The organism is Dehalococcoidia bacterium (assembly GCA_035310145.1).
GTDB lineage: Bacteria > Chloroflexota > Dehalococcoidia > CAUJGQ01 > CAUJGQ01 > CALFMN01.
Map to the genome: position 1 here is coordinate 91,909 of DATGEL010000015.1, position 24,370 is coordinate 116,278.

22 protein-coding genes and 1 pseudogene are annotated in these 24,370 nt (G+C 70.8%); 17 read left to right on the top strand and 6 right to left on the bottom strand.

Going from position 1 to position 24,370, the window contains the following annotated elements:
- Window positions 1–21 precede the first annotated feature (21 nt).
- From trmD to VKV26_02835, 3 genes are read right to left on the bottom strand one after another with little or no spacing between them, the layout of a single operon-like run.
- Window positions 22–813: a tRNA (guanosine(37)-N1)-methyltransferase TrmD gene (gene trmD / locus VKV26_02825; GenBank protein ID HLZ68822.1), complete on the bottom strand. Its 792-nt coding sequence runs from the start codon at window positions 811–813 to the stop codon at window positions 22–24.
- A 32-nt stretch (window positions 814–845) separates the two neighbouring features.
- Window positions 846–1,139, bottom strand: coding sequence for a hypothetical protein (locus VKV26_02830; GenBank protein ID HLZ68823.1), 294 nt, complete (start codon window positions 1,137–1,139; stop codon window positions 846–848).
- A 4-nt stretch (window positions 1,140–1,143) separates the two neighbouring features.
- Window positions 1,144–1,638: a MogA/MoaB family molybdenum cofactor biosynthesis protein gene (locus VKV26_02835; protein ID HLZ68824.1), complete on the bottom strand. Its 495-nt coding sequence runs from the start codon at window positions 1,636–1,638 to the stop codon at window positions 1,144–1,146.
- Window positions 1,639–1,828: 190 nt separating this feature from the next.
- Between VKV26_02835 and VKV26_02840 the strand changes: the two genes are divergently transcribed.
- From VKV26_02840 to VKV26_02920, 17 genes and pseudogenes are all read left to right on the top strand, one after another.
- The gene (locus VKV26_02840) at window positions 1,829–2,278 is read left to right on the top strand and encodes a hypothetical protein (GenBank protein HLZ68825.1); all 450 of its coding nucleotides are present in this window, start codon (window positions 1,829–1,831) and stop codon (window positions 2,276–2,278) included.
- The gene (gene rsmH / locus VKV26_02845) at window positions 2,271–3,200 is read left to right on the top strand and encodes a 16S rRNA (cytosine(1402)-N(4))-methyltransferase RsmH (GenBank protein ID HLZ68826.1); all 930 of its coding nucleotides are present in this window, start codon (window positions 2,271–2,273) and stop codon (window positions 3,198–3,200) included. Before VKV26_02840 ends, rsmH begins: the two co-directional genes overlap by 8 nt.
- A gap of 33 nt (window positions 3,201–3,233) precedes the next feature.
- Window positions 3,234–3,770 carry a hypothetical protein gene (locus VKV26_02850; protein ID HLZ68827.1) on the top strand — a complete coding sequence of 179 codons (537 nt, stop codon included), beginning with the start codon at window positions 3,234–3,236 and terminating at the stop codon, window positions 3,768–3,770.
- A 55-nt stretch (window positions 3,771–3,825) separates the two neighbouring features.
- Complete coding sequence (locus VKV26_02855) at window positions 3,826–5,607, top strand: penicillin-binding protein 2 (GenBank protein ID HLZ68828.1); 1,782 nt, start codon at window positions 3,826–3,828, stop codon at window positions 5,605–5,607.
- Window positions 5,608–5,720: 113 nt separating this feature from the next.
- Entirely contained in the window at window positions 5,721–6,683 is a 963-nt protein-coding gene (gene mraY, locus VKV26_02860) for a phospho-N-acetylmuramoyl-pentapeptide-transferase (GenBank protein ID HLZ68829.1), read from the top strand.
- A 2-nt stretch (window positions 6,684–6,685) separates the two neighbouring features.
- On the top strand, window positions 6,686–8,098 hold the full coding sequence (murD, locus tag VKV26_02865) for a UDP-N-acetylmuramoyl-L-alanine--D-glutamate ligase (GenBank protein HLZ68830.1): 1,413 nt from the start codon (window positions 6,686–6,688) through the stop codon (window positions 8,096–8,098).
- Between the two features lie 38 nt (window positions 8,099–8,136).
- Window positions 8,137–9,354, top strand: a complete 1,218-nt coding sequence (gene ftsW, locus VKV26_02870; protein ID HLZ68831.1) for a putative lipid II flippase FtsW — start codon at window positions 8,137–8,139, stop codon at window positions 9,352–9,354.
- Window positions 9,354–10,442, top strand: coding sequence for a UDP-N-acetylglucosamine--N-acetylmuramyl-(pentapeptide) pyrophosphoryl-undecaprenol N-acetylglucosamine transferase (locus tag VKV26_02875; GenBank protein HLZ68832.1), 1,089 nt, complete (start codon window positions 9,354–9,356; stop codon window positions 10,440–10,442). Before ftsW ends, VKV26_02875 begins: the two co-directional genes overlap by 1 nt.
- On the top strand, window positions 10,439–11,827 hold the full coding sequence (gene murC, locus VKV26_02880) for a UDP-N-acetylmuramate--L-alanine ligase (protein HLZ68833.1): 1,389 nt from the start codon (window positions 10,439–10,441) through the stop codon (window positions 11,825–11,827). Before VKV26_02875 ends, murC begins: the two co-directional genes overlap by 4 nt.
- Entirely contained in the window at window positions 11,824–12,768 is a 945-nt protein-coding gene (gene murB, locus VKV26_02885; GenBank protein HLZ68834.1) for a UDP-N-acetylmuramate dehydrogenase, read from the top strand. The genes murC and murB overlap by 4 nt, the downstream gene beginning before the upstream one ends.
- Window positions 12,769–12,787: 19 nt before the next feature.
- Window positions 12,788–13,564, top strand: coding sequence for an FtsQ-type POTRA domain-containing protein (locus VKV26_02890; protein ID HLZ68835.1), 777 nt, complete (start codon window positions 12,788–12,790; stop codon window positions 13,562–13,564).
- Between the two features lie 54 nt (window positions 13,565–13,618).
- Complete coding sequence (gene ftsA / locus VKV26_02895) at window positions 13,619–14,863, top strand: cell division protein FtsA (GenBank protein HLZ68836.1); 1,245 nt, start codon at window positions 13,619–13,621, stop codon at window positions 14,861–14,863.
- A gap of 180 nt (window positions 14,864–15,043) precedes the next feature.
- On the top strand, window positions 15,044–16,327 hold the full coding sequence (ftsZ, locus tag VKV26_02900) for a cell division protein FtsZ (GenBank protein HLZ68837.1): 1,284 nt from the start codon (window positions 15,044–15,046) through the stop codon (window positions 16,325–16,327).
- A 267-nt stretch (window positions 16,328–16,594) separates the two neighbouring features.
- Window positions 16,595–17,029: pseudogene (gene nrdR, locus VKV26_02905) on the top strand (transcriptional regulator NrdR).
- 251 nt (window positions 17,030–17,280) lie between these two features.
- Window positions 17,281–21,123 carry an adenosylcobalamin-dependent ribonucleoside-diphosphate reductase gene (locus VKV26_02910; protein ID HLZ68838.1) on the top strand — a complete coding sequence of 1,281 codons (3,843 nt, stop codon included), beginning with the start codon at window positions 17,281–17,283 and terminating at the stop codon, window positions 21,121–21,123.
- Between the two features lie 427 nt (window positions 21,124–21,550).
- The gene (locus tag VKV26_02915; GenBank protein HLZ68839.1) at window positions 21,551–21,820 is read left to right on the top strand and encodes a hypothetical protein; all 270 of its coding nucleotides are present in this window, start codon (window positions 21,551–21,553) and stop codon (window positions 21,818–21,820) included.
- Between the two features lie 187 nt (window positions 21,821–22,007).
- Window positions 22,008–22,247: a hypothetical protein gene (locus VKV26_02920; GenBank protein ID HLZ68840.1), complete on the top strand. Its 240-nt coding sequence runs from the start codon at window positions 22,008–22,010 to the stop codon at window positions 22,245–22,247.
- Between the two features lie 287 nt (window positions 22,248–22,534).
- Here the strand turns inward: VKV26_02920 and VKV26_02925 are convergent, their stop codons facing one another.
- The 3 genes from VKV26_02925 to VKV26_02935 form a co-directional block, all read right to left on the bottom strand.
- Window positions 22,535–23,062 (bottom strand): pyridoxamine 5'-phosphate oxidase family protein, encoded by a 528-nt coding sequence (locus VKV26_02925; protein HLZ68841.1) that lies wholly within the window; start codon window positions 23,060–23,062, stop codon window positions 22,535–22,537.
- Window positions 23,063–23,134: 72 nt separating this feature from the next.
- Window positions 23,135–23,617 carry an SRPBCC family protein gene (locus VKV26_02930; protein HLZ68842.1) on the bottom strand — a complete coding sequence of 161 codons (483 nt, stop codon included), beginning with the start codon at window positions 23,615–23,617 and terminating at the stop codon, window positions 23,135–23,137.
- Window positions 23,614–23,988 (bottom strand): metalloregulator ArsR/SmtB family transcription factor, encoded by a 375-nt coding sequence (locus tag VKV26_02935; protein HLZ68843.1) that lies wholly within the window; start codon window positions 23,986–23,988, stop codon window positions 23,614–23,616. Before VKV26_02935 ends, VKV26_02930 begins: the two co-directional genes overlap by 4 nt.
- Between the last annotated feature and the right edge of the window lie 382 nt (window positions 23,989–24,370).

The following is a 24,370-nucleotide window of genomic DNA, read 5'->3' on the forward strand; positions in this document are numbered from 1 at the left end:
GACAGCAGCGATCCGATTTGGTTATCTGTCGTTATCCGGGCCGGTTGGTTCCTCGCGGCGCTGCGCGGCGTCAAGCTCGCCGGCGAGCCATTCGCGCTCGGCGGCGGCAAGCTCGGCGCGGGCGAGGAGGTCGGGGCGGCGCAGGGCCGTGCGCAAAAGCGCCTGCCGGCGGCGCCAGCGCGCCACCTCCTCGTGATGGCCGCTCAAAAGTGTAGCAGGAACCTGCCAGCCGCGGAAGTTGGCCGGCCGCGTGTACTGCGGGTACTCCAGCAGCCCGCCGCCGTGCGCGCCATGCGAGGCGTGCGACTCTTCGGCCAGCGACTCCGCGCCGCCCAGCACGCCGGGCAAGAGGCGCACCACGGCGTCGACCACCACGATCGCCGCCGGCTCGCCGCCGGAGAGCACGAAGTCGCCGACGCTCAGTTCGTCCGTGGCTATATGCTCGCGCACGCGCTCGTCCACGCCCTCGTAGTGGCCGCAGATCAGCGTCAGCCGCTCGTGTGCGGCGTACTCCTCGGCGATCGTCTGGGTAAAACGCCGCCCGCCGGGCGAGAGCAGCACGACGGGGCCGCGGCGCGGGTCTGCGGCGGCCAGCGCCTCGGCGGCGGCGAAGATCGGCTCGGGCTTCATCACCATGCCGGCGCCGCCGCCGTAGGGGTAGTCGTCGCAGACCTTGTGCCGGCCGGCGGCGTAGTCGCGGATGTCGCGCACGGCGATCTCGACCAGCCCGCCCGCGCGCGCCCGCCCGACGATGCTCTCGCCCAGCGGCGCCGCCACCATGTTCGGGAAGAGCGTGAGGATGTCGATACGCATGCCGCCGTCGCTCGCCGCGGGCCGCGGGCTGATCAGCACGGCCCCACAGCGATTAGACAGCAAAACGCCCGCCGCTGGCACAACGGCGGGCACAGGTCACGAAGCAGCCACCCTTCAGGCCGCGGTGTTTGCCCAGGGCGCGGTCTACCAGCGTCTTGCCGGCCCAGGGGCGGCGAGGCGCCGTCCACGCGGTCCAGCGCCCAGTTGGCGATAGCTGATGGGCCATCCCGCAGGATCACGTCGCGCACGGCGGCCAACGCTTCCGCCTCGTCGTCAAACGCATCGGTCAGGTTCAGCGTCTTGTTGTCCCAGCGTTCGTAGCCCATGGATCTATCCTGCCACGTGATCGCCCGCGGCGCCGCGCAGGGTTTCGACGGCGTGGGGCAGCACGGGCAGCAGCACGGCCAGGTTCTCGCGCACGCCGCGCTCGCTGCCGGGCAGGTTGACGATCAACGTGCGGCCGCGCACGCCCGCCACGGCGCGGCTCAGCATCGACATCGGCGTGTGGCGCAGGCCTTCGATCCGCAGCGCCTCGGCAACGCCCGGCGCCTCATAATCGAGCACGGTGCGTGTGGCCTGCGGCGTCACGTCACGCGGCGAGAGGCCGGTGCCTCCGGTTGTGAGCAGCACGTCCAGCCCGCCCGCATCGACCCACTCGCGCAGCGTCGCGGCGATCTGCTCCGCCTCGTCGGGCACGATCGCGTACTTTGCGACTGTGCCGCCGGCGCCGGCCACCAGCTCGCGGATCGCGGCGCCGCTGGTATCTTCCCGCTCGCCACGCGAGCCCTTGTCGCTGAGGGTGAGGACGCCGACCGTGAACGCCATCGCGGAACCTCTGCGCCGCCGCGCGCCCGGGGCCCGCGGGAATCGCGTTGACTTTGATGGGGGGCGGTGGGAGAATGTGGACCACGGTGGGACCGCGATACAATCACGGTCTCAGCGTTATTCCATAGCAACTTGCGTCTTCATACACCGCCGAATCCCGGCTCAGTTTCCTGCCTGAGGCGACGCTTCCATGCTCTTTCTGGGCCGGTTTGAGTACGCCATGGACGACCGCGGCCGCGTGCCGATGCCCACCCGTTTTCGCGACGCCTTCGCCGGCGGCGCCGTGCTGGCGCCCGCCCCGCCCCGCTGCCTGCGAGTGTACACGACCGATGCCTACGAGCGGACGGCGGCGCTGATCCTGGCGCAGGGCGCGCACACCGAGCGCGGCCAACAACTGCGCCGCGCCTTCTTCGGCCGCACCTACGAGGGCGAGCTGGACAAATCCTCTCGCCTGCTGGTACCCGCCGCGCTGCGCCAGCGGCTCGGGCTCGAAGGCCAGGTGACGATGCTCGGCTGCGGCGACTACCTTGAAATCTGGGACACCGCCGTCTGCGAGGCCGAGCTGGCCGGCGCCGAGGCGCTCTACCCGCAGCACCTTGAGCAACTTGATGAGCGTAAGGGACCGGGCGGCGATGTCTGAGCGCGGCGCGGTGCACGAGCCGGTCCTGCTGGAGGAGACGATCGCCGCGCTGGCGCCGCGGCCCGGCGGCCGCTACGTCGATGGCACCGTCGGCCTCGGCGGGCACGCCGCGCGGCTGCTCGCAGCCAGCGCCCCGGACGGCCGCCTGCTGGGCCTCGACCGCGACGCCGACGCGCTGGTGCTCGCCGGCGAGCGGCTGGCGCCCTTCGGCGAGCGCGTGACGCTGATCCACGACAGCTACGCACAGGCCCTGCCGCACGCGCTGGCCGCCGGTCTCGCGCCCTGCGACGGCTTTTTGCTCGACCTCGGCGCCTCCTCCTTGCAGTTCGACACGGCCGCGCGCGGCTTCAGCTTCCGGCTCGACGGCCCGCTGGACATGCGCTTCGACCGCTCTTCAGGCGAGACGGCGGCCGAGGTGGTGAACGAGTCCGACGAAACGGAGCTGGCGAACCTGATCTGGCGGCTGGGCGAGGAGCCGGCCTCGCGCCGTATCGCCCGCGCGATCGTGCGCGAACGGCCGATCGAGACGACCGGCCAGCTCGCCCGCATCGTCGGGCGGGTGGCCGGGCGGCCGGGACAGCGCATCTCGCCCGCCACGCGCACCTTCCAGGCGCTGCGCATCGCCGTCAACCGCGAGCTGGAGACGCTGAGTGCAGCGCTGGAACGCACGCCGGAGCTGTTGCGATCGGGCGGGCGGCTGGCCGTGATCAGCTTTCACTCGCTGGAAGACCGCATCGTCAAGCAGTTCTTGCAGCGCGAGAGCCGCGACTGCATCTGCCCGCCGGGCATCCCGGCCTGCCGGTGCGGGCACACGCAGACCTTTCGGCCGCTCGGCCGGCGCCCCGTCATGCCGGGCGTGGCCGCGCGCGAGCGCAACCCGCGCAGCCGCAGCGCCAGGCTGCGCGCGGCCGAGCGGATCTAGCCGGGTACGGGAGCGGAAGGGGCGGGGCGGAGCATGGCGCTGGCGCAGAGACGGGCGACGAGCGGTGAGCAGGCGGGCGAGACGCCGCTGCTGCGCCGTGCCGGCGTGCTGCTCGCGCTGCTGCTCGCCGGCGGCATGATCCTGGGCGCGATGTTCCTGCCCGTGCTGCAGAACAGCGACGCGACCTCGACTGGCTACCAGATCGAGCACGCGCAGCAGCAGCTCGACGACCTGCGCGCCAAGACCTATACGCTGCAGGCGCAGATCGCCGATCTTGGATCCGAAACGCGCATCCGCCAGGAGGCCGCGCGGCTGGGCATGGTGCCCGCCGGCCGCGCCAGCGCTGTCACCGTCAACGTGCCGGCGCCGGCCGGCGTCTTCCTGCCGCACGGCCTGGCGCCGACGCTCACCGCGGTTGCCGGCGCCGCGGAGAGCAGCGTCGCCGCGCCGCCGACGCCGGCCGATCAGAGCTACCCGCCCGCCGGCGCGCCGAGCGCCACGCCGGCGCCAACCGCCGTGCCGACGATCGTGCCGCCCGGCCCGGTCCCCTCCGTCGGTCCGCCGCCGTAACGGCCCGGCCTGCTCCCGCTCCCTCCCCAAAATCCGCACAGCGAGCACCGCAGCGATGGCGACGATCTCCCGCAGAGCGCATGCCCAGCCGGCGCCATGGCGCGCCGCCGCCGTGGCGCTGGCGCTGCTGCTCGCCGGCGGCGGGCTGGTGGCGCGGCTCGTCTTCCTGCAGATCGTGCAGCACAAGGGCTACAGCAGCGAGGCCGCCGGCGAGCATCTCGACCAGACGACCGTGCCCGCCCACCGCGGCGCCATCCTCGACGCCAACGGCTTCCCGCTGGCCGTCAGCATCGCTACCTACGACATCGGCGTCGACCGCCATATCTGGCAGGACGCGGCCGCGGCCCAGCGCGGCGCCCAGGCGCTGGCGCCGCTACTCAACCGCACGCCGGAGCAGATCCTCTCGCTGCTCGGCGACGCCACGACCGGCCCGGCCACGATCGCGCAGGACGTCGACTACGACACGGGCCGCCGCATCGCCGCGCTCGGCCTGCCCGGCGTGCTCGCGCAGCCGCGCGAGAAGCGCGTCAATCCTGAAGGCGATCTCGCCTCACCCTTGCTCGGCTTCGTCGGGCGCGACGGCGGCGGCCTCACCGGCCTGGAGCTGGACGAGAACAGCCTGCTCACCGGCTTGCCCGGCAGCTCGGAGTACGAGCGCGACGCGCTCGGCAACCCGATCGCCGCCGGCGTGCGCAAGAGCGTGGCGCCGCAGCCCGGCAGCGACGTGGAGCTGACGATCGACCGCAACATCCAGCAGATGTGCGAGCAGGAGTTGAAGGCCGGCATCGACAAGACGCACGCCACGGGCGGCACCTGCATCGTCATGGACCCCAACACTGGCGCGATCCTGGCGATGGACGACGAGCCCAGCTTCAAGCTCTCGACCCTTGACCTCAGCGCCGACCCGCAGGGCGAGGGCTTCAAAGACGGCGCCGTGACCGACATCTACGAGCCCGGCTCCGTCTTCAAGCTGTTCACCATGTCCGCCGGCATCGACTCTGGCAAGGTGAACCCGAACACGACCTACATCGACACCTGCCAGGTGGTGGTGTCGCAGCGCATCTTCCACAACTGGGACTACTCCTGCAACGGCCCCACGACGATGACCACGGTGCTGGTGCGCAGCCTCAACCTGGGCACGCTCTGGCTGACGACCAAAGTGCTGGGGCCGGACCTCTTCTACCAGTATGTGCGCGCCTTCGGCTTCGGCGAGCCCACCGGCTCCGGCCTCAGCGGCGACGCCAGCGGCATCGTGCGCAGCAACGCCGACACCGCCTGGTCGCTGGCCGACCTCGCCTCCAACAGCTTCGGCCAGGGCATCTCCGTCTCGGCGCTGCAGATGATCACCGGCGTGGCCGCGATCGTGAACGGCGGGAATCTCATGCAGCCGTATGTCGTCAAGGACGTGCGCAGCAACGGCACCACGCGCGTCACGCAGCCCACGGTGCGCCGCCGCGTGATCTCCAGCGAATCGGCGGCGACGATCCGCGACATGATGAAGCTGGTACTGCAGGCGAACACCTTCGCGCCGGTGCCCGGCTACACGGCCGGCGGCAAATCGGGCACGGCCTACGTGCCGACCGTGAAAACCAAGACCAGCGCCGGCGACGCCTACGCGCAGGAGGTGACGATCCCTTCGTACATCGGCTTCGCGCCGTTCGACCATCCGCGCGTGCTCATTTACGTCAAGTTGGATAACCTGAAGAGCGCTGATTTCGGCGGCGTGCTCACGGCGCCGATGTTCTCGCACCTGGCCAGCGAGATCCTGACGTATCTGGACGTTCCTCCGGACCGGCCGCTTCCCGCCGCGACCGAGACCAACGCCGCGGGGAGATAAGCAATGCCGATCGCTTCGCCCGGCCAACCGCGGCCGGCGCACGCATGGGAAACGCGGCAGACACGGCCGCAACTCGCGGGACACGCGGCGCCGGCCGCGACGGTTGCGCGTTCGTGACCAGGGCGCTGGTGAGCGGCGTGGTGGCGCTGATCATCGCCATCCTGCTCGGCGGGCCGGTGGTGCGCCAGCTCGAGGCGCGCAAGCTGGGCAAGGCGATCAGCGAGTATCTGCCCAGCTCGCACCAGATCAAGGCCGGCGTGCCCACGATGGGCGGCCTGATCATCTTCCTCACGGTGCTGCTGGTGACGGTGCCCTTCAACCTCGCCGGGCGCTGGTCGATCCTGCTGCCCTTCGCCATGATCGGCGCCACGGGGCTGATCGGCTTCGTGGACGACCTCGGCTCGCTGCAGGGGCGCGCCCGCGCCGGGCTGAGCTGGCGGCTGAAGTTCGGCCTGGTGGCGCTGCTGGCACTCGTCGCCGGCTTCGTGCTCTACTTCCCGCTCAAAGTCCACCGCGTGGCCGTGCCCTACTACGGCCACCTGGACCTCGGCTGGGGCATCGTCCCGCTGGCGGTGCTGATCATCGTGCTCACCACCAGCGCCGTGGCCGTGACCGACGGACTGGACATGCTGGCCGGCGGCACCAGCGTCTTCGCCTTCGCGGCCTACGGCATCGTCGCCGCCGTCCAGGGGCAGCCGTTCCTGGGCGCCTTCTGCTTCACCGTGGTCGGCGCCACGCTGGGCTTCATCTATCACAACGCCTACCCGGCGCGGGTGATCATGGGCGACACGGGCGCCCTGGCGCTGGGCTCCAGCCTCGCCGTCGTGGCGCTGATGACGGAGCAGTGGCTGGTGCTGCCGATCATCGGTGTCGTCTTCGTGGTCGAGGCGGCGAGCGACGTGCTGCAGATCGGCTACTTCAAGTACAGCCACGGCAAGCGCATCCTGCGCAAGGCGCCGCTGCATCATCACTTCGAGATGGGCGGCTGGTCGGAGGTCCAGGTCGTGATCCGCTTCTGGCTGGCCGGCATCGCCGGGGCGATGATCGGCGTGGCGCTGGCGATCAAGGTGTCGTGATGATGAACGACGGCGAGCTGCAGGGCCGGCCGGTCGCCGTGCTCGGCGCCGGCATCGAAGGGCGCGACCTGGCGCGCTTCCTCAGCGCACGGGGCGCCCGTGTCACGGTCTTCGACACGCGCCAGGCGCCGGCGATCGCCGGCGCCGTGATCGAACTGGACGCGCTGGGCGCGGAGACACGGCTTGGCCCGATCGACGCGGCCGCGGCCGACGGCTTCGACGCGCTCTACGTCTCGCAGAGTGTGCTCCTGCAGCGCGAGCCGTTCGTGCTGCGCATGCAGGCGCTGGGCCGGCCGGTCAGCTCGATGCTGCGCGAGTTCCTGCGCCGCTGGCCGGGGCCGGTCTGCGGCATCACCGGCTCAAGCGGTAAGACGACGACGACCTCGCTGGTCGCATCCGCCTTCAGCGCCGCGGGCCGGCCGCACATTTTGGGCGGCAACATCGGCGCGGGGCTTCTGGCGCAGCTCGACGCGGGCACGCCCGAGAGCTGGGCGGTGCTGGAGATCAGCCATACGCAACTGCAGCTCTTGGAGCACGGGCCGGAGGTGGCCGCGATCACCAACGTCACGCCGAACCACCTCGACCAGTTCCGCTGGGAGGAGTACGTGGCGCTGAAGCGCCAGTTGGTGCAAAACCAGCCGGCGAACGCTTGCGCGATCCTCAATGCGAGCGATACAGTATCGCTAACTTTCCGTAATGAAATCGCAGGTCGCTGCGTCTGGTTCAATGCGCCGATGGCCGCTGACGACTGCTTCTACCTGGACGGCGAGACGCTGATCGCGCGGCGCGGCGGGCGCGACACGGCCTTTCTGGGCCGCGCCGAGGTCCCGCTGCGCGGGGCGCACAACGTCGAGAACGTACTCTGCGCCGCGGCCACAGCCACGGCCTGCGGCATCCCGCTGGAGACGGTCGCGGCTGCCGTGCGGCGCTTCCAGCCCGTCGCGCACCGGCTGGAAGTCGCGGGCAGCGCGGGCGGCGTCACCTACGTGAACGACAGCATCGCCACCTCGCCGGAGCGCACGCTGGCCGGCATGCGGTCGTTCGACGGGCCGCTGATCCTGCTGCTCGGCGGGCGCGACAAGAACCTGCCCCTGCAAGAGCTGGTGCGTGAGGCGAACGCACGGGCGCGGGCCGTGATCCTCTTCGGCGAGGCGGCGCGGCTGCTGGCGAACGCCTTCGCCGAGCATTCGGACGAAGGGCCGCGCACCGCCGTCGTGCGGGTTACCACGTTAGCGGAGGCCGTGGCGGCGGCGCAGCGGCGGGCGCTGCCCGGCGACGTAGTGCTGCTCTCGCCCGCCTGCACCAGCTTCGATGCCTATCCCAACTTCGAGCGGCGCGGCGAGGAGTTCCGCCGCCTCGCCGGCGCGCTGGCCGGCCAGACCGTGCAGAAGGACGGTGCGCCATCGCCGCGCTGAGAACCGCCGCGCGCCTCAAGCCGGGCCGGCCCGACTACGTGCTGCTGGCGCTGGTGCTGGCACTCACCGGCGTGGGGCTGCTGGCCGTCTACAGCGCCAGCTTCGCCGTGGGCTGGAACGACTTCGGCAACCCCAACTATTTCATCCTGCGCCAGGCGTTGAGCGCGGCCGCCGGGCTGGGGCTGCTGGCCCTCTTCGCCTGGCTGCCCTACCGCTGGCTGCGCCGCTTCAGTCCGCTGATCATGCTGCTCTCGCTGATCACGCTGTTCGTGGTGCTGCTGCCGCACATCGGCGTGCGAAGTAACGGCGCCAACCGCTGGATCGCGCTCGGTCCGCTGCCGCCGCTGGAGCCGAGCGAGTTCGCCAAGCTGGCGATGGTGATCTACATCGCGGCCTGGCTGGCGGCGAAGGGCGAGGAGCTGAAGCAGGTCTCGCTCGGCGTGGCGCCGTTCGTGATGATGGTCGGCCTCGTCGGCGGGCTGATCCTGGCCGAGCCGGACATGGGCACCACGATCGTGATCACGCTGACGACGATGGCGATGTTCTTTATCGCCGGCGCGGCGCTGCGCCACGTCTCCACGCTGGTCGCCTCGGGCGTGGCCGGCGGCGTGCTGCTGGTGCTTTTGGAAGGCTACCGCTCGCAGCGCTGGGAGGCGTTTCTCGACGCGGAGAAGTATCCCTCCGGCGCGGGCTACCACATCCTGCAACTGCTGATCGCGCTGGGCAGCGGCGGCCTGCGCGGCGTCGGTCTGGGCGCCAGCCGCCAGAAGCTCTTCTATGTGCCCGGCGCCCACACCGACGGCATCTTCGCGATCATCGGCGAAGAGGCGGGCTTCATCGGCGCCCTGCTGGTGCTGCTGCTCTTCGCCGCGCTGATCTGGCGCGGCTTCCGCGCCGGCTTCAAGGCGCCGGACGAGTTCAGCCGCCTGCTGGCGATCGGCGTCACCTGCTGGATCGGCCTCCAGACGGTGATCAACATCGGCGGCATCACCCGCTCGATCCCAATGACCGGCATTCCCCTGCCGTTTTTGAGCTACGGCGGCTCGGCGCTGATTGCGACGCTGGCCGCCTCCGGCGTGCTGCTCAACATCTCGCGCTACGCCCGCGCGGCAGCCGCGCCGGAACCGCGGCTCGAGCCGCCGCCGATCGCCAGCATGGCCCGCGGCCCGCAACCGCCGGCGCACGGTCAGCAGCCGATGTTCAGGCGCGGCCGCAGCCGGCGCCGGCGCCACGAATACGAGCGGGGGCGCACCTGATGCGGATTCTGCTCACCGGCGGCGGCACGGGCGGCCACGTCTACCCCGCGCTCAGCGCGGCGGAGGCGCTGTGTGCACGCGCCGGCGCGCCGGTGGAGCTGCTCTTCGCCGGCACCGTGCGCGGCGACGTCGAGCGGCTGGCGGCCGCCGCCGGCATCCCCTTCGCCGCGGTCCGCGCGGCCCCCGTCCGCGGCCGTGCGCCGTGGCAGCTTGCCCGCTCGGCCTGGGAGCTTACGCGGGGCACGGCGGAGGCCTGGCGGCTGCTGGGGCGCTTCCGGCCGTGGGCCGTGCTCGCCACCGGCGGCTACGCCGGTGTGCCCGTCTCGGTCGCGGCGCGGCTGCGCGGCGTGCCGCTGGTGCTCTACCTGCCCGACGTGCGGCCGGGCTGGGCCGTGCGCTTTCTGGCGCGGCTGGCGCGGCGCATCGCCGTCACCTCCGAGGGCAGCCTTGCCTACCTGCCGCGCGGCAAGACCTGCGTCACCGGCTATCCCGTGCGCGCCGCCTTCTTCAGCGAGGATCGCGGCGCGGCACGGCAGCGGCTGGGTTTTGCCGATGACCTGCCGCTGCTGCTGGTCACGGGCGCGACGCAGGGCGCGCGGGCGATCAACCGCGCCGTGCTCGCGGCGCTGCCGGCGCTGCTGCCGCGCTGCGCCGTGCTGCACCAGACCGGCGCGGACGGCCTGGCCGAGGCGCAGCGTCGGGCAGCGGCGCTGCCCGACGAACTGCGCGAACGCTACCGCCCCGTCGCCTACCTGGACGCGATGCCCGCGGCGATGGCCGCCGCCGACCTGGCGGTGATGCGCGCCGGCGCCTCGGCGCTGGCCGAGCCGGCCGCGGCCGGCCTGCCGGCGGTGCTGGTGCCCGGCACCTTTGCGGGCGCCCACCAGCGCGCCAACGCCGCCTTCATGCAGGCGCGCGGCGCCGCCGTCATGCTGCCGGAGGCGGAGCTGCCGCGCCTGGCCGACACCGTGCTCGGCCTGCTGAACGACCGCGCCCGGCTCTGCGCCATGCGGGAAGCCGCGCACAGGCTTGCCCGGCCCGACGCCGCGCAGGCGATCGCCGCGATCGTGCTGGAGGCGACGGCATGAGCGCGGCGGCCGCCATCGACCTCGCCCGCGTGCGGCGCGTGCACCTCGTCGGTATCGGCGGCATGCACATGTCCGCGATCGCCAGTATCCTGCTGGCGCGCGGCGTGCAGGTCAGCGGCTCCGACATCGCGCCCTCGCGCTACACCGAGCGGCTGGAGCGGGAGGGCGCGACGGTGTTCGTGGGGCATGCGGCCGAGAATATCGGCGAGGCCGAGCTGGTCGTGACCACCGTCGCGGCGAAGAGCGAGAACCAGGAGCTGGCCGCGGCACGGGCGCGCGGCATCCCGATCCTGATCCGTGCGGAGATGGTCGCGGCGCTGATGCAGGGGCGCACCGCCGTCTGCGTGGCGGGCACGCACGGCAAGACGACGACCAGCAGTCTGCTCGCCTACGCACTCGTGCAGGCCGCTCGCGACCCAGGCTACCTGCTCGGCGGCGACGCCGTGGACCTCGGCCACAACGCCGCGCCGGGCACGGGCGCCGAGATCGTAGTCGAGGCCGATGAGTACGCCGAGGCGTTCCTCCACTACGCGCCGGATATCGCGATCGTGACCAACGTCGAGGTCGACCACCTCGACTACTACGGCACGGCGGAGCGGATCGAGGCCGCCTTCCGCCGCTTCATCGAGCTGGTGAAGGCGGGCGGCCGGGTTTTCGTCTGTGCCGACAGTCCGCGGCTGCTGGCGGTGCTGGCGACCGCGCGCCCGGCGGCGCGGGTCGAGAGGTACGCGCTCGACGCCGCGGCGGACTGGACGGCGCGCGTCGAGGCGAGCGGCGTGGAGCAGCGGCTAACCGTCTTGCACGGCGGCACACCGTTTGGCGTGTTCACGACGCCGCTGGCGGGCCGGCACATGGCGGCGAACTGCCTGGGCGCGGTGGCTGCGCTGGACGCGCTCGGCCTCTCGCGCGAGCAGATCGGTGCGGCGCTGGCCGGCTTCCACGGCGCCCGCCGCCGCTTCGAGCTGGTGGCCGAGGCCGGCGGCGTCACGGTGATGGACGACTACGCCCACCACCCGACCGAGATCGCCGCGAACATCGCCGCGCTGCGTCAGCGCTTCCCCGGCCGGCGGCTCATCGCCGTCTTCCAGCCGCACACCTTCAGCCGCACGCAGTATCTGCTTGAAGAGTTCCGCGGCTGCTTCGCCGGCGCCGACCTGCTGCTGCTGCTGCCGACCTACGCGGCGCGCGAGACCGCCGAGGCGGGCCTCGACGCCGCCGCCCTGGCGGACGCGATTGTTCGGCCCCGGCCCTTACTGGCGAGTTCCGCCGACGATGCCGTGCGCCGGCTTAGAGAACAGACCCGCGCGGGCGATGTTGTCATCACCCTGGGTGCGGGCACGGTAGATGCCGTAGGCCGAGCCTTCGCGGAGGCGCTGACGCGATGAGCGGCGTGGACCCCGCCCGCCTGGAGGCGCTCGCCGCCGCGCTCGACGGCCTGGGCGAGTTGCGGCGCGCCGAGCCGCTTTCGCGCCACACGACCTTCGGTATCGGCGGCCCCGCCGACCTCTACTTCAAGGCGACGAGCCGTGAGGCGCTGGCCGCGGCGGCGCGGGCGGCGCGGGCGCAGGCTGTGCCGCTGTTCGTACTCGGCTCGGGCAGCAACCTGCTCGTCGGGGACGGCGGCGTGCGCGGCCTGGTGATCGAGAACAACGCCCGCCGCCTGGAGGAGCCGGAGCCGCTCGACGACGGCCGCGTGCGCCTGCGCGGCGAGAGCGGCGCCAGCTTCGCCGCGACGGCGCGGCGGCTCTGTCGCGACGGCTGGTGGGGGCTGGAGTGGGCCGTCGGCATTCCCGGCACGCTGGGCGGCGCCGTGGTCTACAACGCCGGCGCCTACGGCGGCTGTCTGGCCGACGTGTTGGAGAGCATCGAGGTGCTGGAGCCGGACGGCAGCGAGCGCCGCATCGCCGCGGCCGATCTGAAGCTGGAGTACCGCGGCAGCGTCTTCACCCGCGGCCTGCTGCAGGATCGGGTGATCCTCTCGCTCGACTTCGCGCTGCGGCGCGGCGACGCGGCCGAGATCATGGCCTACGTGGCGAAGCTGGACGAGAAGCGGCTGGCGACGCAGCCGCGCGGGCGCAACGCCGGCTCGATCTTCAAGAATCCGCCGCAGCACCCGGCCTGGTGGCTGATCGACCAGGTGGGGCTGCGCGGCCGCCGCCTGGGCGACGCAGAGATCTCGCAGAAGCACACCAACTTCTTCGCCAACGCCGGCAAGGCGAAGGCGAGCGAGGTGAAGCAACTGATGGACCTGGCCGGCGCCCGCGTGCAGGAGCGCTTCGGCATCGCGCTGCACCCCGAAGTGGCGTTAATCGGCGAGGGCTTTTGATGGCAGGAGATCGGGGCGGGTGAGCACGCCGACGCGGCACCTGAGCTTCCGCAGCGGCCGGCGCGGGCCGCGGGCGGCGGAGCGCCGGCGCGCCCGCCTCCGCCCGCGGCGTTGGCTGTGGCTGGCCGCGGCGCTGCTGCTCTGCCTCGCCGGCGCCGGCGGCGTGCGGCTCTACACCTCCTCGTGGCTGGTGATCAGCGACGTGCGCGTGACGGGCGCCCAGGCGCTCGCGCCCGACGACCTGCGCGAGACGGCGGCGATCGCCGGCCAGCGTTACTTCACCGCCGACACCGGCGGCGCGGTCAAGCGTCTGCTTGCCCTGCCGCGGGTGAAGAGCGCGGCGGTGACGCGGCGCTTCCCGCACACGGTCACGATCGCGGTGGTCGAACGGCAGCCCGCGGGCGTATGGACGAGCGGCGGCGTCGAGTACCTGGTCGACGCGGACGGCGTGGTGCTGGATACGACGAGCGATGCGGGCGGCCTGCCCATGGTCGATGCCACCGGCTCCAGCAGCGATCTGCGCGTGGGCGGCCGCGTGGACCCGGAGGCGCTGCAGATCGCGGTGAAGGTCGCGCAGGTGATTCCCGGCGCGATCGGCCAGCACGCCGTGCATGTGCAGTACGACCGCGAGGCGGGCGCCAGCGTGCTCACCGACCGCGGCACGCAGGTCCAGCTCGGCGACAGCGAGAACCTGGACTACAAGCTCGCGGTCTGGCAGCAGGTCGTGGCCGCGGTCAATCCGGCCAGCCTGCACGAGCTGGACCTGCGCGACGGCGACCGGCCGTACTACCGCTGAGGCATCGCATGAACTACCCGGCGCCCGCCGTACCAGCCAGAGGGAGAACCGGCCGTGGCACGCAGAGACGCATTCGCCGCCATCGACGTGGGCACGACGAAGGTCGCGACGATCATCGGCGACCTGGACGCGGAGGAGCGCCTGCGTGTGCTCGGCGTCGGCGTCGCGCCCTCGGCCGGGATCACCAAGGGCATGGTGGAGAACATCCACGACGCGACGGAGGCGATCCGCGTCTCGGTCGAGAAGGCGGAGCGCGCCAGCGGCCTGCAGATCGGCGGGGCGCACGTGGGCATCGCCGGCTCGCACATCGGCTCGGTGAACACCCGCGGCATCACCGCGATCGCCGACCGCGGCCACGCGATCACGGCCTACGACGTGGATCGGGCGCTGGACGGCGCCCGTAACCTGAGCCTGCCGACCAACCGCGAGATCCTGCACGTGATCCCGCGCTACTACGCCGTGGACGGCCAGGACAACGTCTCCGACCCCGTCGGCATGCACGGCCAGCGGCTGGACGTGGACACGCACATCATCACCGGCGCCGTCTCGGCCATGCGCAACCTGGCGCGCTGCGTCGAAGAGGCGGGCGTGGCGATCGAGGGCATGGTGCTGGAGCCGCTGGCCAGCGCCGACGCCGTACTGCGCGACGAGGAGCGGCGGCAGGGCGTGGTGCTGGCGGACGTCGGCGGCGGCACCACGGACGTGGCGATCTTCGTCGGCGGCGCCGTCTTTCACACCGCCGTGCTGCCGGTGGGCGGCTACCATCTCACGCACGACCTGGTCGTCGGGCTGCGCGTGCCCTTCGAGGCGGCCGAAGCGGCGAAGATCGAGCACGGCAACGCCCTGCCCAGCGCCGTCTCGCACGGGGAGGTGGTGGAGCTGGAGGCGTTCGGCGGCGAAGGGCGGATCGAGGTGCATCGCCGCGGCATCTGCAAGATCCTGCAGGCGCGCAGCGAGGAGATCCTGGAGATGATCTTCGCGGAGGTGCGCCAGGCGGGCTACAACGAGATGATCTCGGCGGGACTCGTGCTCACCGGCGGCAGCGCCAACTTGCCCGGCTTCATGCCGTTGGCGCACGATGTGCTCAACATGCCCGTTCGGATAGGGTATCCGCTGCCGCTCGCCGGGCTGGCGGACAGCCTCGCAAATCCTGCATACGCCACCGGCGTCGGTCTGCTACACTGGGCGATGCGCGAGGGGGGAAGGCACGTCCGCCCCGCGCCGGCGGCGGCGCACGCCGCAGCGCCCCGCTGGTTCAGCGGGGTGCGCCGCATGATTCGGGGCTTTCTGCCGGAGTAGACTGCGGCCACGCCGCAGCGGCGCACAGCAGATTGTACGCTTTGCTCTGCTGAAGGGGACGGGCGCTGCGTGCTATGATCTTGCACAATTCGTTCATGTAGCATACCAATGACGTGTCCGCGCACGGTCGCCGTTCCCCGCGGTGTGGGCCGGGTCCGCGAAAGGAGAGGCGAGGAAGCGATGAAGCAGACGGCAAGGCCCGATCTCGACGGCCTCCCACCAATCAAGGTCGTCGGCGTGGGCGGTGGCGGCTGCAACGCCGTGAACCGCATGATCCAGGAGCAGATCTTCGGCGTCCAGTTCATTGCCGTGAACACGGACGCGCAGCAGCTCGTCCACTCCGAAGCGCCAACCAAGATCCGCATCGGCGACAAGCTCACCCGCGGCCTCGGCGTGGGCGGCGATCCATCCGTCGGCCTGCGCGCCGCCGAGGAGAGCCGCGAGGAGCTGCGCGAGTCGATCCGCGGCGCCGACATGGTCTTCGTCACCGCCGGCATGGGCGGCGGCACCGGCACCGGCGCCGCGCCCGTGATCGCCGAGGTCGCCAAGCAGGAAGGCGCGCTGACGATCGGCGTCGTCACGCGGCCCTTCACCTTCGAAGGCGCCAAGCGGCGCAAGCAGGCCGATGAAGGCATCATGCGCCTGCGCGAGAAGGTCGATACGCTGATCGTGATCCCCAACGATCGCCTGCTCTCGATGTGCGACAAGCGCGTCACCGTGCAGGAGGCGTTCAAGTCGGCCGACGACGTGCTGCGCCAGGGCATCCGCGGCATCTCCGAGATCATCACGCGCCCCGGCGAGGTCAACCTCGACTTCAACGACGTGCGCAAGATCATGTCCGACGCCGGCCCGGCGCTGATGGCGATCGGCCACGGCAGCGGCGAGAGCCGCGCCGTGGACGCCGCTCGCCAGGCGATCCAGAGCCCGCTGCTCGACGTGGACATTCACGGCGCCCGCGGCGTGCTGTTCAACGTCACCGGCCCGCGCGACCTGATGCTGCACGAGCTGAACATGGCGGCCGAGGTGATCTCCGACGTCGTCGACGACGACGCCGAGATCATCTTCGGCACCGTGGTGGACGAATCGCTCGGCGACGAGGTCAAGATCACGGTGATCGCCACCGGCTTCCCGGAGGCCGAGACGGACATGGGCGGCGGCGAGGCCGCCATGCACCAGGCCGAGCAGGAGCCGGCGGCCGCGGCGAACGGCAACGGCATCCGCCCCGCGCCCAGTGCGCCGCGGCCGGCGGCCGCGCTGCCCGATCTGGACGACAGTGAACTGCCGCGCTTCCCGCGCCCGCTGCGGCCCGGGGTGGCCCGCGCGGAGCCCGCCGAGCCGCGCCAGCCGGCGCCCATGCCCCCGCCGGCGGAACGTCCGGAGCCGCGGCTGCGCACCGAGCCGCTGCCCGGCGCCGGCGACACGGATCTGCCGACCTTTTTACGTCGCTCCATGACGTCGCGTTAAGTCATCCAGCGCCGAAACACCCGCACCACACTGCCGCCGGCATGCCGGCGGCAGTGCCGCTTATGTGCATCCGCGAGGCTAGCGGAGAGGTGATCCGGCCGTTATGGCAACTTATTGCTCAGGCGCTTAGCCCGGTTGACGGATGGCGTCATTTGCCGGAGAATGACATTCTGCAGGTACAAGATGTAGGCGATTTCGCGCTCCTGGCTACCAGATGTTGTGGCATCTGGCTTTCCATAAGCGTGGCCGAACCGAGGCGATCTGCCGGTGCAGTGCCCGATCTGCGACTACGATGACTCCCGCGTGACCGACTCGCGCACCGTGGACGCGGCGATCCGCCGCCGGCGCGCCTGCCTGCGCTGCGGCCACCGCTTCACGACCTACGAACGCGTGCAGCCGGTCGGCGTGCTGGTTGTCAAGAAGGACGGCCGGCGCGAGGAGTTCTCGCGGGAAAAGATCCTCCTCGGCGTGCGCAAGGCCTGCGAGAAGCGCCCGCTGGACGCGGCGGCGGTCGAGGGGCTGGTGGACGAGGTGGTGGAGGCCGTGCTCAGCCTGGGCCAGACCGAGGTCGCCAGCGCCGGCATCGGCGAATTGGTGATGCGCGGCCTGCAGGAACTGGACCCGATCGCCTACGTGCGCTTCGCCTGCGTCTACCGCGCCTTCACCGATTTGGACACGCTGCGCGAGACGCTGGACGAGCTGCACGCGGCGCAGAGCAGCCTGCGCCCGCGCGAGCAGCTCACCCTGCTGCCGGAAGACGAGCTGCAACGGCTGCTGGCGCCGCCGCGCATCTTGCCGCTGCCCCGCGGCGCCGAGCGGCAAGCCCGCAGCCGGCGTCGCGCCCAGGCGTAGGGCGCCGGCCGTCTCGCCCCGCGCTCCCGGACAGGACAGCAGCGATTCCGCTCTTTGCGATCTTCGGCTTCACGCCAGACCAACGCGACAGGGGTGACATCATGGTGATCGAGTCCAACTCCCGCAGCGGTAAGGGCGCCCGGCGCGGCGGCGCACGGCTGTCGCTTTCGGAAAACGCGCGCGTCGTGCTCGAACGCCGCTACCTGGCGAAGGACGACGACGGCCAGCCGATCGAGACGCCGGAGCAGCTCTTCCGCCGCGTCGCGGGCAACCTGGCGCAGGCCGAGCGCAACTACGGCGCCGACGACGCGCGCCTGGCCGAGGTCGAGGAGCTCTTCTACCGTACGCTGACCAGCCTCGACTTCCTGCCGAACTCGCCCACGCTGGGCAACGCCGGCCGGCCGCTGCAGCAGCTTTCCGCCTGCTTCGTGCTGCCGGTGGAGGACTCGATCGACCGCATCTTCGACACGATCCGCGCCACCGCCCTTGTGCATCAGAGCGGGGGCGGCTGCATCGCCGGCGACGCCCGTGTCTGGACGACGTTCTGCGGCATCGAGCCGATCGAGGTGCTCTTCAACCGTGCCACGGTGGACGGGAGGAGCGGTGAGCGCTACGGCGCGGGCATCGTCTATGACGTTGGCGATCTCGGCATCCAGACGCTCTCGATGAATCCGCAAAGCGGCGAGACCGGTCTGCGCCCTGTGACACACGTCTGGCGATTCGAAGTGCCGGCGGCGGAGCAGCTTGTCATCCGGTTACGTGACGGCGCCGAAGTTCAGACGAGCGCCTGGCATCCCTTCATGGCGGTGCGAGGCACGCAGCTCGTGGAGGTCCGCGCAGACCGCTTGACGCCGGGCGACATCGTGCTCGGCCCAGACCGGCCCGACAGCTTCTGGCCCTGGAGCGAGCCACGGAGCGCAGGCAGCCTCAGCGCCGATGCGGATCTCGGCTGGTTGATCGGCTTCACGCTCGGGGACGGCTCCTTTGGCTATGCGCCGGCGCTGCGCCAGTACCGTGTGCGCTGGTTCTCCGGCAGCGAGGACGTGCTGGAGCGGGTGCGCACGATTCTCGCGCGGCATGGTATCCACGTCTCCATCGCCCGCGATAGGCGCGGGCTGCTGTCCGTCGCGACGCTGAACCAACGGTTCGTGCACGACCTGCTGGAGGCGTGCGGGTTGGAAACCTTTGGCGCAAAAGATGGTCGCATTCGCGTACCGGAGCTGATCGCGAAGTCGCCGTTGGCCGTTGTCCGCGCCTTCGTGGCTGGTCTTCTGGATAGCGACGGGTATGTGGATTCGCGCGGTCATGTCAGCTACTCGACCGTGAGCGCGGCGATGGCCGACGACCTGGCCGCACTGCTGAGCCTGCTTGGTTTTCACCCCGGAGTAGCGTCCAAGGCGCCACACGGCAAGGGAAAGCGAACGATCTATACCGTGCGCGTCGGGACCACGGCTCAGGTTCCGGCGCTCGCCGGCGAGATCGCCCCCTATATGGCGAACGACCGGCGTCGCACGCGCATTCTGAACGCCCCAGCAGGCCAGGGAGCGCTGCGCCTGCCCTTCCATGCCTGGCGTGATGCGCTGGCAGCGCTTGGACTCGCGGGAAGGCGTGGGCCAGGCGTCGCCAGCCCGTTCGCACTCGATCTGAGCCACTGGTCGTGCAACGAGCGTGAGCGGGTGTCACGGGTCGGGCTGGAGCGGATCGCCGTGGGGCTTACTCCGCATAATCCGGCACTGGCCACGCTGCTGCAGCGTGTCGCAAGGCACGGCTTCGAAGTCGAGTCGGTGGCACGCGCCGCCGTTGCCAAGCCCTACTACGACCTGACCGTTGACGGATGGAACACCTACGCGGCCGGGCGATCTGGCCTCGCCATGATTCACAACACCGGGTTTGCCTTCTCGCGGCTACGGCCCGAGGGTTCACTCGTGCGCAGCACCTCGGGCGTGGCCAGCGGCCCCGTGTCATTTATGAAGGTGTTCGACGCCTCGACGGAGGCGATCAAGCAGGGCGGCACGCGGCGCGGCGCCAACATGGGTATCCTCGCCGTCGACCACCCGGACATCGAGAAGTTCATCGAGTGCAAGGCCGACATGGTGAGTTGCACGAACTTCAACATCTCCGTGGCCGTGACCGAGAAGTTCATGCAGGCGGCGGAACGCGGCGAAGCGTACGAGTTGGTCGACCCGCACACCGGCCAGGTCACGGGCACGCGCAACGCCCGCGAGATCTTCGACAAGCTCGTGGCCAACGCCTGGCAGAACGGCGACCCCGGCATCGTCTTCATCGACCGCATCAACGCCGGCCGCGCCAACCCGGTGCCGAAAATGGGGCCTATTGAAAGCACCAATCCCTGCGGTGAGCAGCCGTTATATCCGTATGACTCATGTAACTTAGGGAGCATTAACCTCGCCAAATTCGTGGTGCGGCGCGGCGAGGAGCGGGTGTTCGACTACGAGCGGCTGGGCGAGGTCGTGCCGGTCTGCGTGCGCTTCCTCGACAACGTGATCGACATGAACAAGTACCCGCTGCCCGAGATCGAGGACGTCAGCCATCGCATCCGCCGCATCGGCCTGGGTGTGATGGGCTTCGCCGACGCCTGCATGAAGCTGAACATCCCCTATGACTCCGAAGAGGCCGTCACCTTCGCGGAAGAGGTGATGGGCTTCATCCAGCAGCGGGCGGACCAGGCCTCGGGCGAGCTGGCGCGCGAGCGCGGCACCTTCCCCGAGTGGGACGGCTCGATCTACAACATGTCGCAGCGCTATCCGGAGCGGCCGCGGCTGCGCAACGCCACGCGCACCACGATCGCGCCCACGGGCACGCTCAGCATCATCGCCGACTGCTCCGGCGGCGTGGAGCCGGTCTTCGCCCTCGCCTTCACCCGCCAGCACTATTTGGACCGCAACAATCCGACGCAGACGACGAAGCTGACCGAGGTCAACGACTACTTCGCAGAAGTGGCGCGGCGCGAGGGCTTCTATTCGCCGGAGCTGATGGACGACCTCGCGGCCGGCGGCCACCTGGCCGACCACGCCGAGGTGCCGGACTGGGTGAAGCGCGTCTTCGTTACCGCGCACGACATCGCGCCCGAGTGGCACGTCCGTATTCAGGCCGCGTTTCAGCGGCATACGGACAATGCAGTGAGCAAGACGATCAATTTCGGAAACGAAGCAACGGTCGAGGACGTGGCCCGCGCCTACCGGCTGGCCTACGAAGAGGGCTGCCTGGGCATCACGATTTATCGGGATGGCTCGCGGGCGCTGCAGGTGCTCTCGCACGAGCCGGCGAAGACCGGGACGGCGGCAGGCGAGGCCGTTCCGGCGGTGCCGGCCGAGCCGGCGCGGCCGCGGCGCGAGCGGCTGCCGGACGAGCGCCAGTCGATCACACACAAGTTCGCCGTGGGCGAGCAGGAGGGCTTCCTGACCGTCGGCCTCTACGAGGACGGGCGGCCGGGCGAGATCTTCATCAAGGTCTCGAAGCAGGGCTCGACCGTCAGCGGCCTGATGGACACGATCGCGCTCTTGATGTCGATGGCGATGCAGTACGGCGTGCCGATGGGCAGCCTGCTGGACAAGCTGAAGAACAGCCGCTTCGAGCCGTACGGCATGACGCGCAACCACAACATTCCGACAGCTACCTCGCTGGTGGACTACATCGCCCGCTATTTGGAGCTGCGCTTCATCACCGGCCAGCAGGCCGCGCTGCCGATGGCGGGGGTGCCGGGGGTGCCGGGCGTGCAGGCAGCGCTGCCGCTGGCCGAGGGCTACGCCGGCACGGAGGGCGCAACCGGCTACACGAACGGCAACGGCAATGGCAACGGGCACTACTATAACGGCAAGCCGACCGTTAGCTCGGGCGTGGGTTGCCCGGAATGCGGTTCCGTGCTGCAGTATGCAGAGGGGTGCCTGATCTGCCGCGGCTGCGGCTATACGAAGTGCGGGTAGCAGGGCGAGGCGCCTAACCCTGACGGCTCGCGCCGTCTGTCCCTTCCCGAAACGAGGAAGGGACTCCTGGAGCGCTTCAGGGGGTGTGCGAGGGGAGCGCGGCGCCAGTGTCCTCGCGCGAGACGCCGTGGATGGTTGAGCGACTCGCGCGTGTGGCGCGGTGGTCCGCTCGCCCACGCGGCAGGCGAGCCGCAGGGGCGATGACGCGGAGTTGCCCGCCGTCCTGCGAGGACACCCATTCCTGCTCCCCTCGCACGGCGATGGGAGCGCTCCAGGAATCCCCTCCTGTGTCGGGCCAGAGCGCAGCGCAACCGTCGGAGACTTCCAATAACAGGTTGCGGAGCAACCAAGGGTAGGCGCCCTGCGCGGTCGGTGGCGCCGGGAACGCTGGCAGGCCGAGGCCGGTTTCCCCGCCGGGACGCGAAGCATGGGTTTTTACTACGGGCCGGGGCGGCAGCCGAAGTCGGAGAAGGAGCCGGGCGGCTGCCTGGAGGTGCTCACGATCAGCCGCGCGGTGTTCGGCATCCTCGCCGTGCCGCTGGCCGTGCTGATCGGCATCCTGCTGGCGCTCGTCGCCGTGATCTGGCTGTTCAGCCTCTTCTGGCTGCTGGGGCTGCTGGGCATCGCGGCGATCGCGGGCGGCATCGCGCTGTACGCCCGCTGGGAGCGCAACAAATTCCGCTCGGGCGGCGTTTAGCAAGATAGAGACAGCAGGCGCAGGCACGATGCGCCGGCTCGCGGCTTGTGACGGCACGCACACTCGCCACCTGGCCAGCGGGCGACTCGGTCCTTCGGCCAGTGCGCGTACCGGCGAGACCGGCCATACTGAATCTACGATGGCCGGGGCGCGACCGTCTGCAGGGGAAACGGTCAGGAGGGGCGCCATGACGCAGCGTTGGCAGTATCTCAACCAGGTGTTCGAGGGACTGCACCTGCAGGAAGAGCTGGACGAGCTGGGCGAGGCCGGCTGGGAGCTGATCACCGCCCACTGGGAGGAGTACTCCTACGGCGGGCGCACGCAGCTCCAGGCTCGCTGCATCCTCAAGCGCCCGCGTGATGACGGCAATCTCGACAGCGGCAGCTTCGGCCTGAACTGGGAGCCGGCGCCCGCGGGCCGCGGCTGACGGCACCCGGCCGGGTTGTGGCGATCTCCTGAGTCCGATCGAGCGGGTTATTCGATCTCAGGTAACTGGTTGGGAATCCGGCACGGCTTCATTCCTCGGGCCTTCGGGTTGTTGGCGGCCGCATGGCCGCTGCAGCGACGGTTCAGGCACGACGGCCGCGCTCCCCATGCACGGGTTGCACGTTGCAGAGAGCCAAAACGGCTGGCCGGCACAGAACCGGCCGGCCGTCGTGTTCTGCGAGCTCTCTTGCGACGCGCCGAGCAGGGGCCGCAAGGCGCATCCTGCCCTCACTGCTGGAACCGCCAGCGGGTGGCGCCGTACGGCTCGGCGGTGGCGACCCCGAACGCGGTATGGCATGTGAAGCGATAGAGCCACCAGGGCGGCGGACCGGCGCTGGGGGCGCTGTAGGGCGCCGTGAGCGCGTCGCCTGCCACCTCCGCCGGCCAGCCGCCCTCGCGGTAGCGGCGAGCCACCTCCTCCAGCGTCGGCCGGTCGGTGACCCTCGCCGCCTCGCCTTCGAGCACGATGTCGATGCCCTTCAGCCTGGCGGAGATCGTGCCGGCCGGGTTCGTGGCCAGGTTACGCGCCTTGCGAGCGTGGGGGCTGCTGGTGAAATAGAAATCGCCGTCGAGCCAGAGGGCGCCGATTCCGGCGGCGTGAGGGCGGCCGTCCGGCCGGCAGGTTCCGAGGAAGAATGGGTTGCCCGGCGCCGGCGCGGCGCCCGCCGTGAGCAGATCGTGCGGCCTGCTCCACGGCAGTGCGGGGTTTCCGTAGCGATCAAGATTCGTGACTTCGCTGGGTGCTCGCTCGGTCATCTGTTCCTCTCCAAATCGCTGGTTGTTCTCGGGGCTCTCCTGGCGCGAACCAGCGCCGTACGCTGAAGTGCGTCAGCGCACCGGGGCGAGCCGGGCGACGAGCTCGTCCAGGCGCTCCATTCCCTCGTTGACGCCGCCTTCCATGTCGGCCTCGATCATCGCGTCGCGGTCCTCGACCGACTGGAAGACGGCGTTCGCACGCAGCAGAGTTCTGCCGCCGCGCTCCTCGAACGTGGCCGTCTGCAGCGAGACGTGGCCGGGCATGCCCTCGAACTCCCAGGTCTGCACGATGGCGTCCACAGACGGCGTGCCGTGGTAGACGCCGTGGAAGCCGTACTCGTTGCCCTCGACGTCCCGGTGGATGTAGCGCCAGGTGCCGCCGTCGCGGGCGTCCAGGTGATCGACGGTCATCGCCAGGGCGCGCGGCCCGAGCCACTGCACGAGTAGCTCCGGCTCGATATGGGCGCGGAAGAGCAGCTCGCGCGGCGCGTCGAACTCCCGCGTGATCACGACCTGCGGTACGCCGGGTTCCATGGTGATCTGCGTCTTTGTCATCGTGCGTTCCTTTCCGATGCGGTGTCCTGGTGCGGCTCGCCGGCACGATCGCGCTGCAGCGCCGCGAGCAGGGCGTCGAGCCGGCCGTAGCTCTCCTCCCAGTACGCCTGATAGCCGGCCAGCCAGGTGGTCGCCTCGCGCAGCGGCGCGGCTTCGAGGTGGCTGGGGCGGGCGGTGGCGCGACGGCGGCGCGAGATCAGCCCGGCTCGTTCGAGCACCCTGAGGTGACGCGAGATCGCCGGCTGCGAGACGCTGAACGGCGCCGCGATCTCCGCGACGTTCGCGTCGCCCTCGGCCAGCCGCGCAAGGATCGCGCGGCGGGTGGGATCGGCGAGCGCGGCGAACACGGCGCTAAGCTGATCGTCCGGCATTCATAACCTATTCATTCTAGAACCGATGTGTTAAGAATGGCCGACCGGCGCGGCGCTGTCAAGGGACGGAGCGCGATGGTTTCCATCCAGAGCCGCCGGCAGCCGCAAGGAGCAGCGCGGCCGGGCGGAGCACGGCGCCCGGCCGCGCTGCGTCCACGGGCATTATTGCCAGAAGGCACAAGACGGGGAGAAGGCTCATTGGACGGCGGACGGCGGCGCCGTCGATCGTAACGCCGGAATTGCCGGCTGCCCTCGCTCGCCGCCGTCGCTAGCGAATCGAGCTGTCGAGCGTGGTACCGGGGGCGACCGGGCCGACCAGCCAGCCCGCCTGCCCCGGCGGCAGCACGTCCGTCGCCTGATACCCCCCTGTCGGGTCGTAGAC

Coding starts and splice junctions, on each gene's coding strand:
- VKV26_02925 (HLZ68841.1), bottom strand. CDS start 23,062: ATGACCGAGCGAGCACCCAGCGAAGTCACGAATCTTGATCGCTACGGA.
- VKV26_02930 (HLZ68842.1), bottom strand. CDS start 23,617: ATGACAAAGACGCAGATCACCATGGAACCCGGCGTACCGCAGGTCGTG.
- VKV26_02840 (HLZ68825.1), top strand. CDS start 1,829: ATGCTCTTTCTGGGCCGGTTTGAGTACGCCATGGACGACCGCGGCCGC.
- VKV26_02875 (HLZ68832.1), top strand. CDS start 9,354: ATGCGGATTCTGCTCACCGGCGGCGGCACGGGCGGCCACGTCTACCCC.
- VKV26_02835 (HLZ68824.1), bottom strand. CDS start 1,638: ATGGCGTTCACGGTCGGCGTCCTCACCCTCAGCGACAAGGGCTCGCGT.
- murB (HLZ68834.1), top strand. CDS start 11,824: ATGAGCGGCGTGGACCCCGCCCGCCTGGAGGCGCTCGCCGCCGCGCTC.
- murC (HLZ68833.1), top strand. CDS start 10,439: ATGAGCGCGGCGGCCGCCATCGACCTCGCCCGCGTGCGGCGCGTGCAC.
- VKV26_02855 (HLZ68828.1), top strand. CDS start 3,826: ATGGCGACGATCTCCCGCAGAGCGCATGCCCAGCCGGCGCCATGGCGC.
- VKV26_02830 (HLZ68823.1), bottom strand. CDS start 1,139: ATGGGCTACGAACGCTGGGACAACAAGACGCTGAACCTGACCGATGCG.
- VKV26_02850 (HLZ68827.1), top strand. CDS start 3,234: ATGGCGCTGGCGCAGAGACGGGCGACGAGCGGTGAGCAGGCGGGCGAG.
- trmD (HLZ68822.1), bottom strand. CDS start 813: ATGCGTATCGACATCCTCACGCTCTTCCCGAACATGGTGGCGGCGCCG.
- VKV26_02935 (HLZ68843.1), bottom strand. CDS start 23,988: ATGCCGGACGATCAGCTTAGCGCCGTGTTCGCCGCGCTCGCCGATCCC.
- murD (HLZ68830.1), top strand. CDS start 6,686: ATGAACGACGGCGAGCTGCAGGGCCGGCCGGTCGCCGTGCTCGGCGCC.
- ftsZ (HLZ68837.1), top strand. CDS start 15,044: ATGAAGCAGACGGCAAGGCCCGATCTCGACGGCCTCCCACCAATCAAG.
- VKV26_02920 (HLZ68840.1), top strand. CDS start 22,008: ATGACGCAGCGTTGGCAGTATCTCAACCAGGTGTTCGAGGGACTGCAC.
- rsmH (HLZ68826.1), top strand. CDS start 2,271: ATGTCTGAGCGCGGCGCGGTGCACGAGCCGGTCCTGCTGGAGGAGACG.
- VKV26_02910 (HLZ68838.1), top strand. CDS start 17,281: ATGGTGATCGAGTCCAACTCCCGCAGCGGTAAGGGCGCCCGGCGCGGC.
- VKV26_02915 (HLZ68839.1), top strand. CDS start 21,551: ATGGGTTTTTACTACGGGCCGGGGCGGCAGCCGAAGTCGGAGAAGGAG.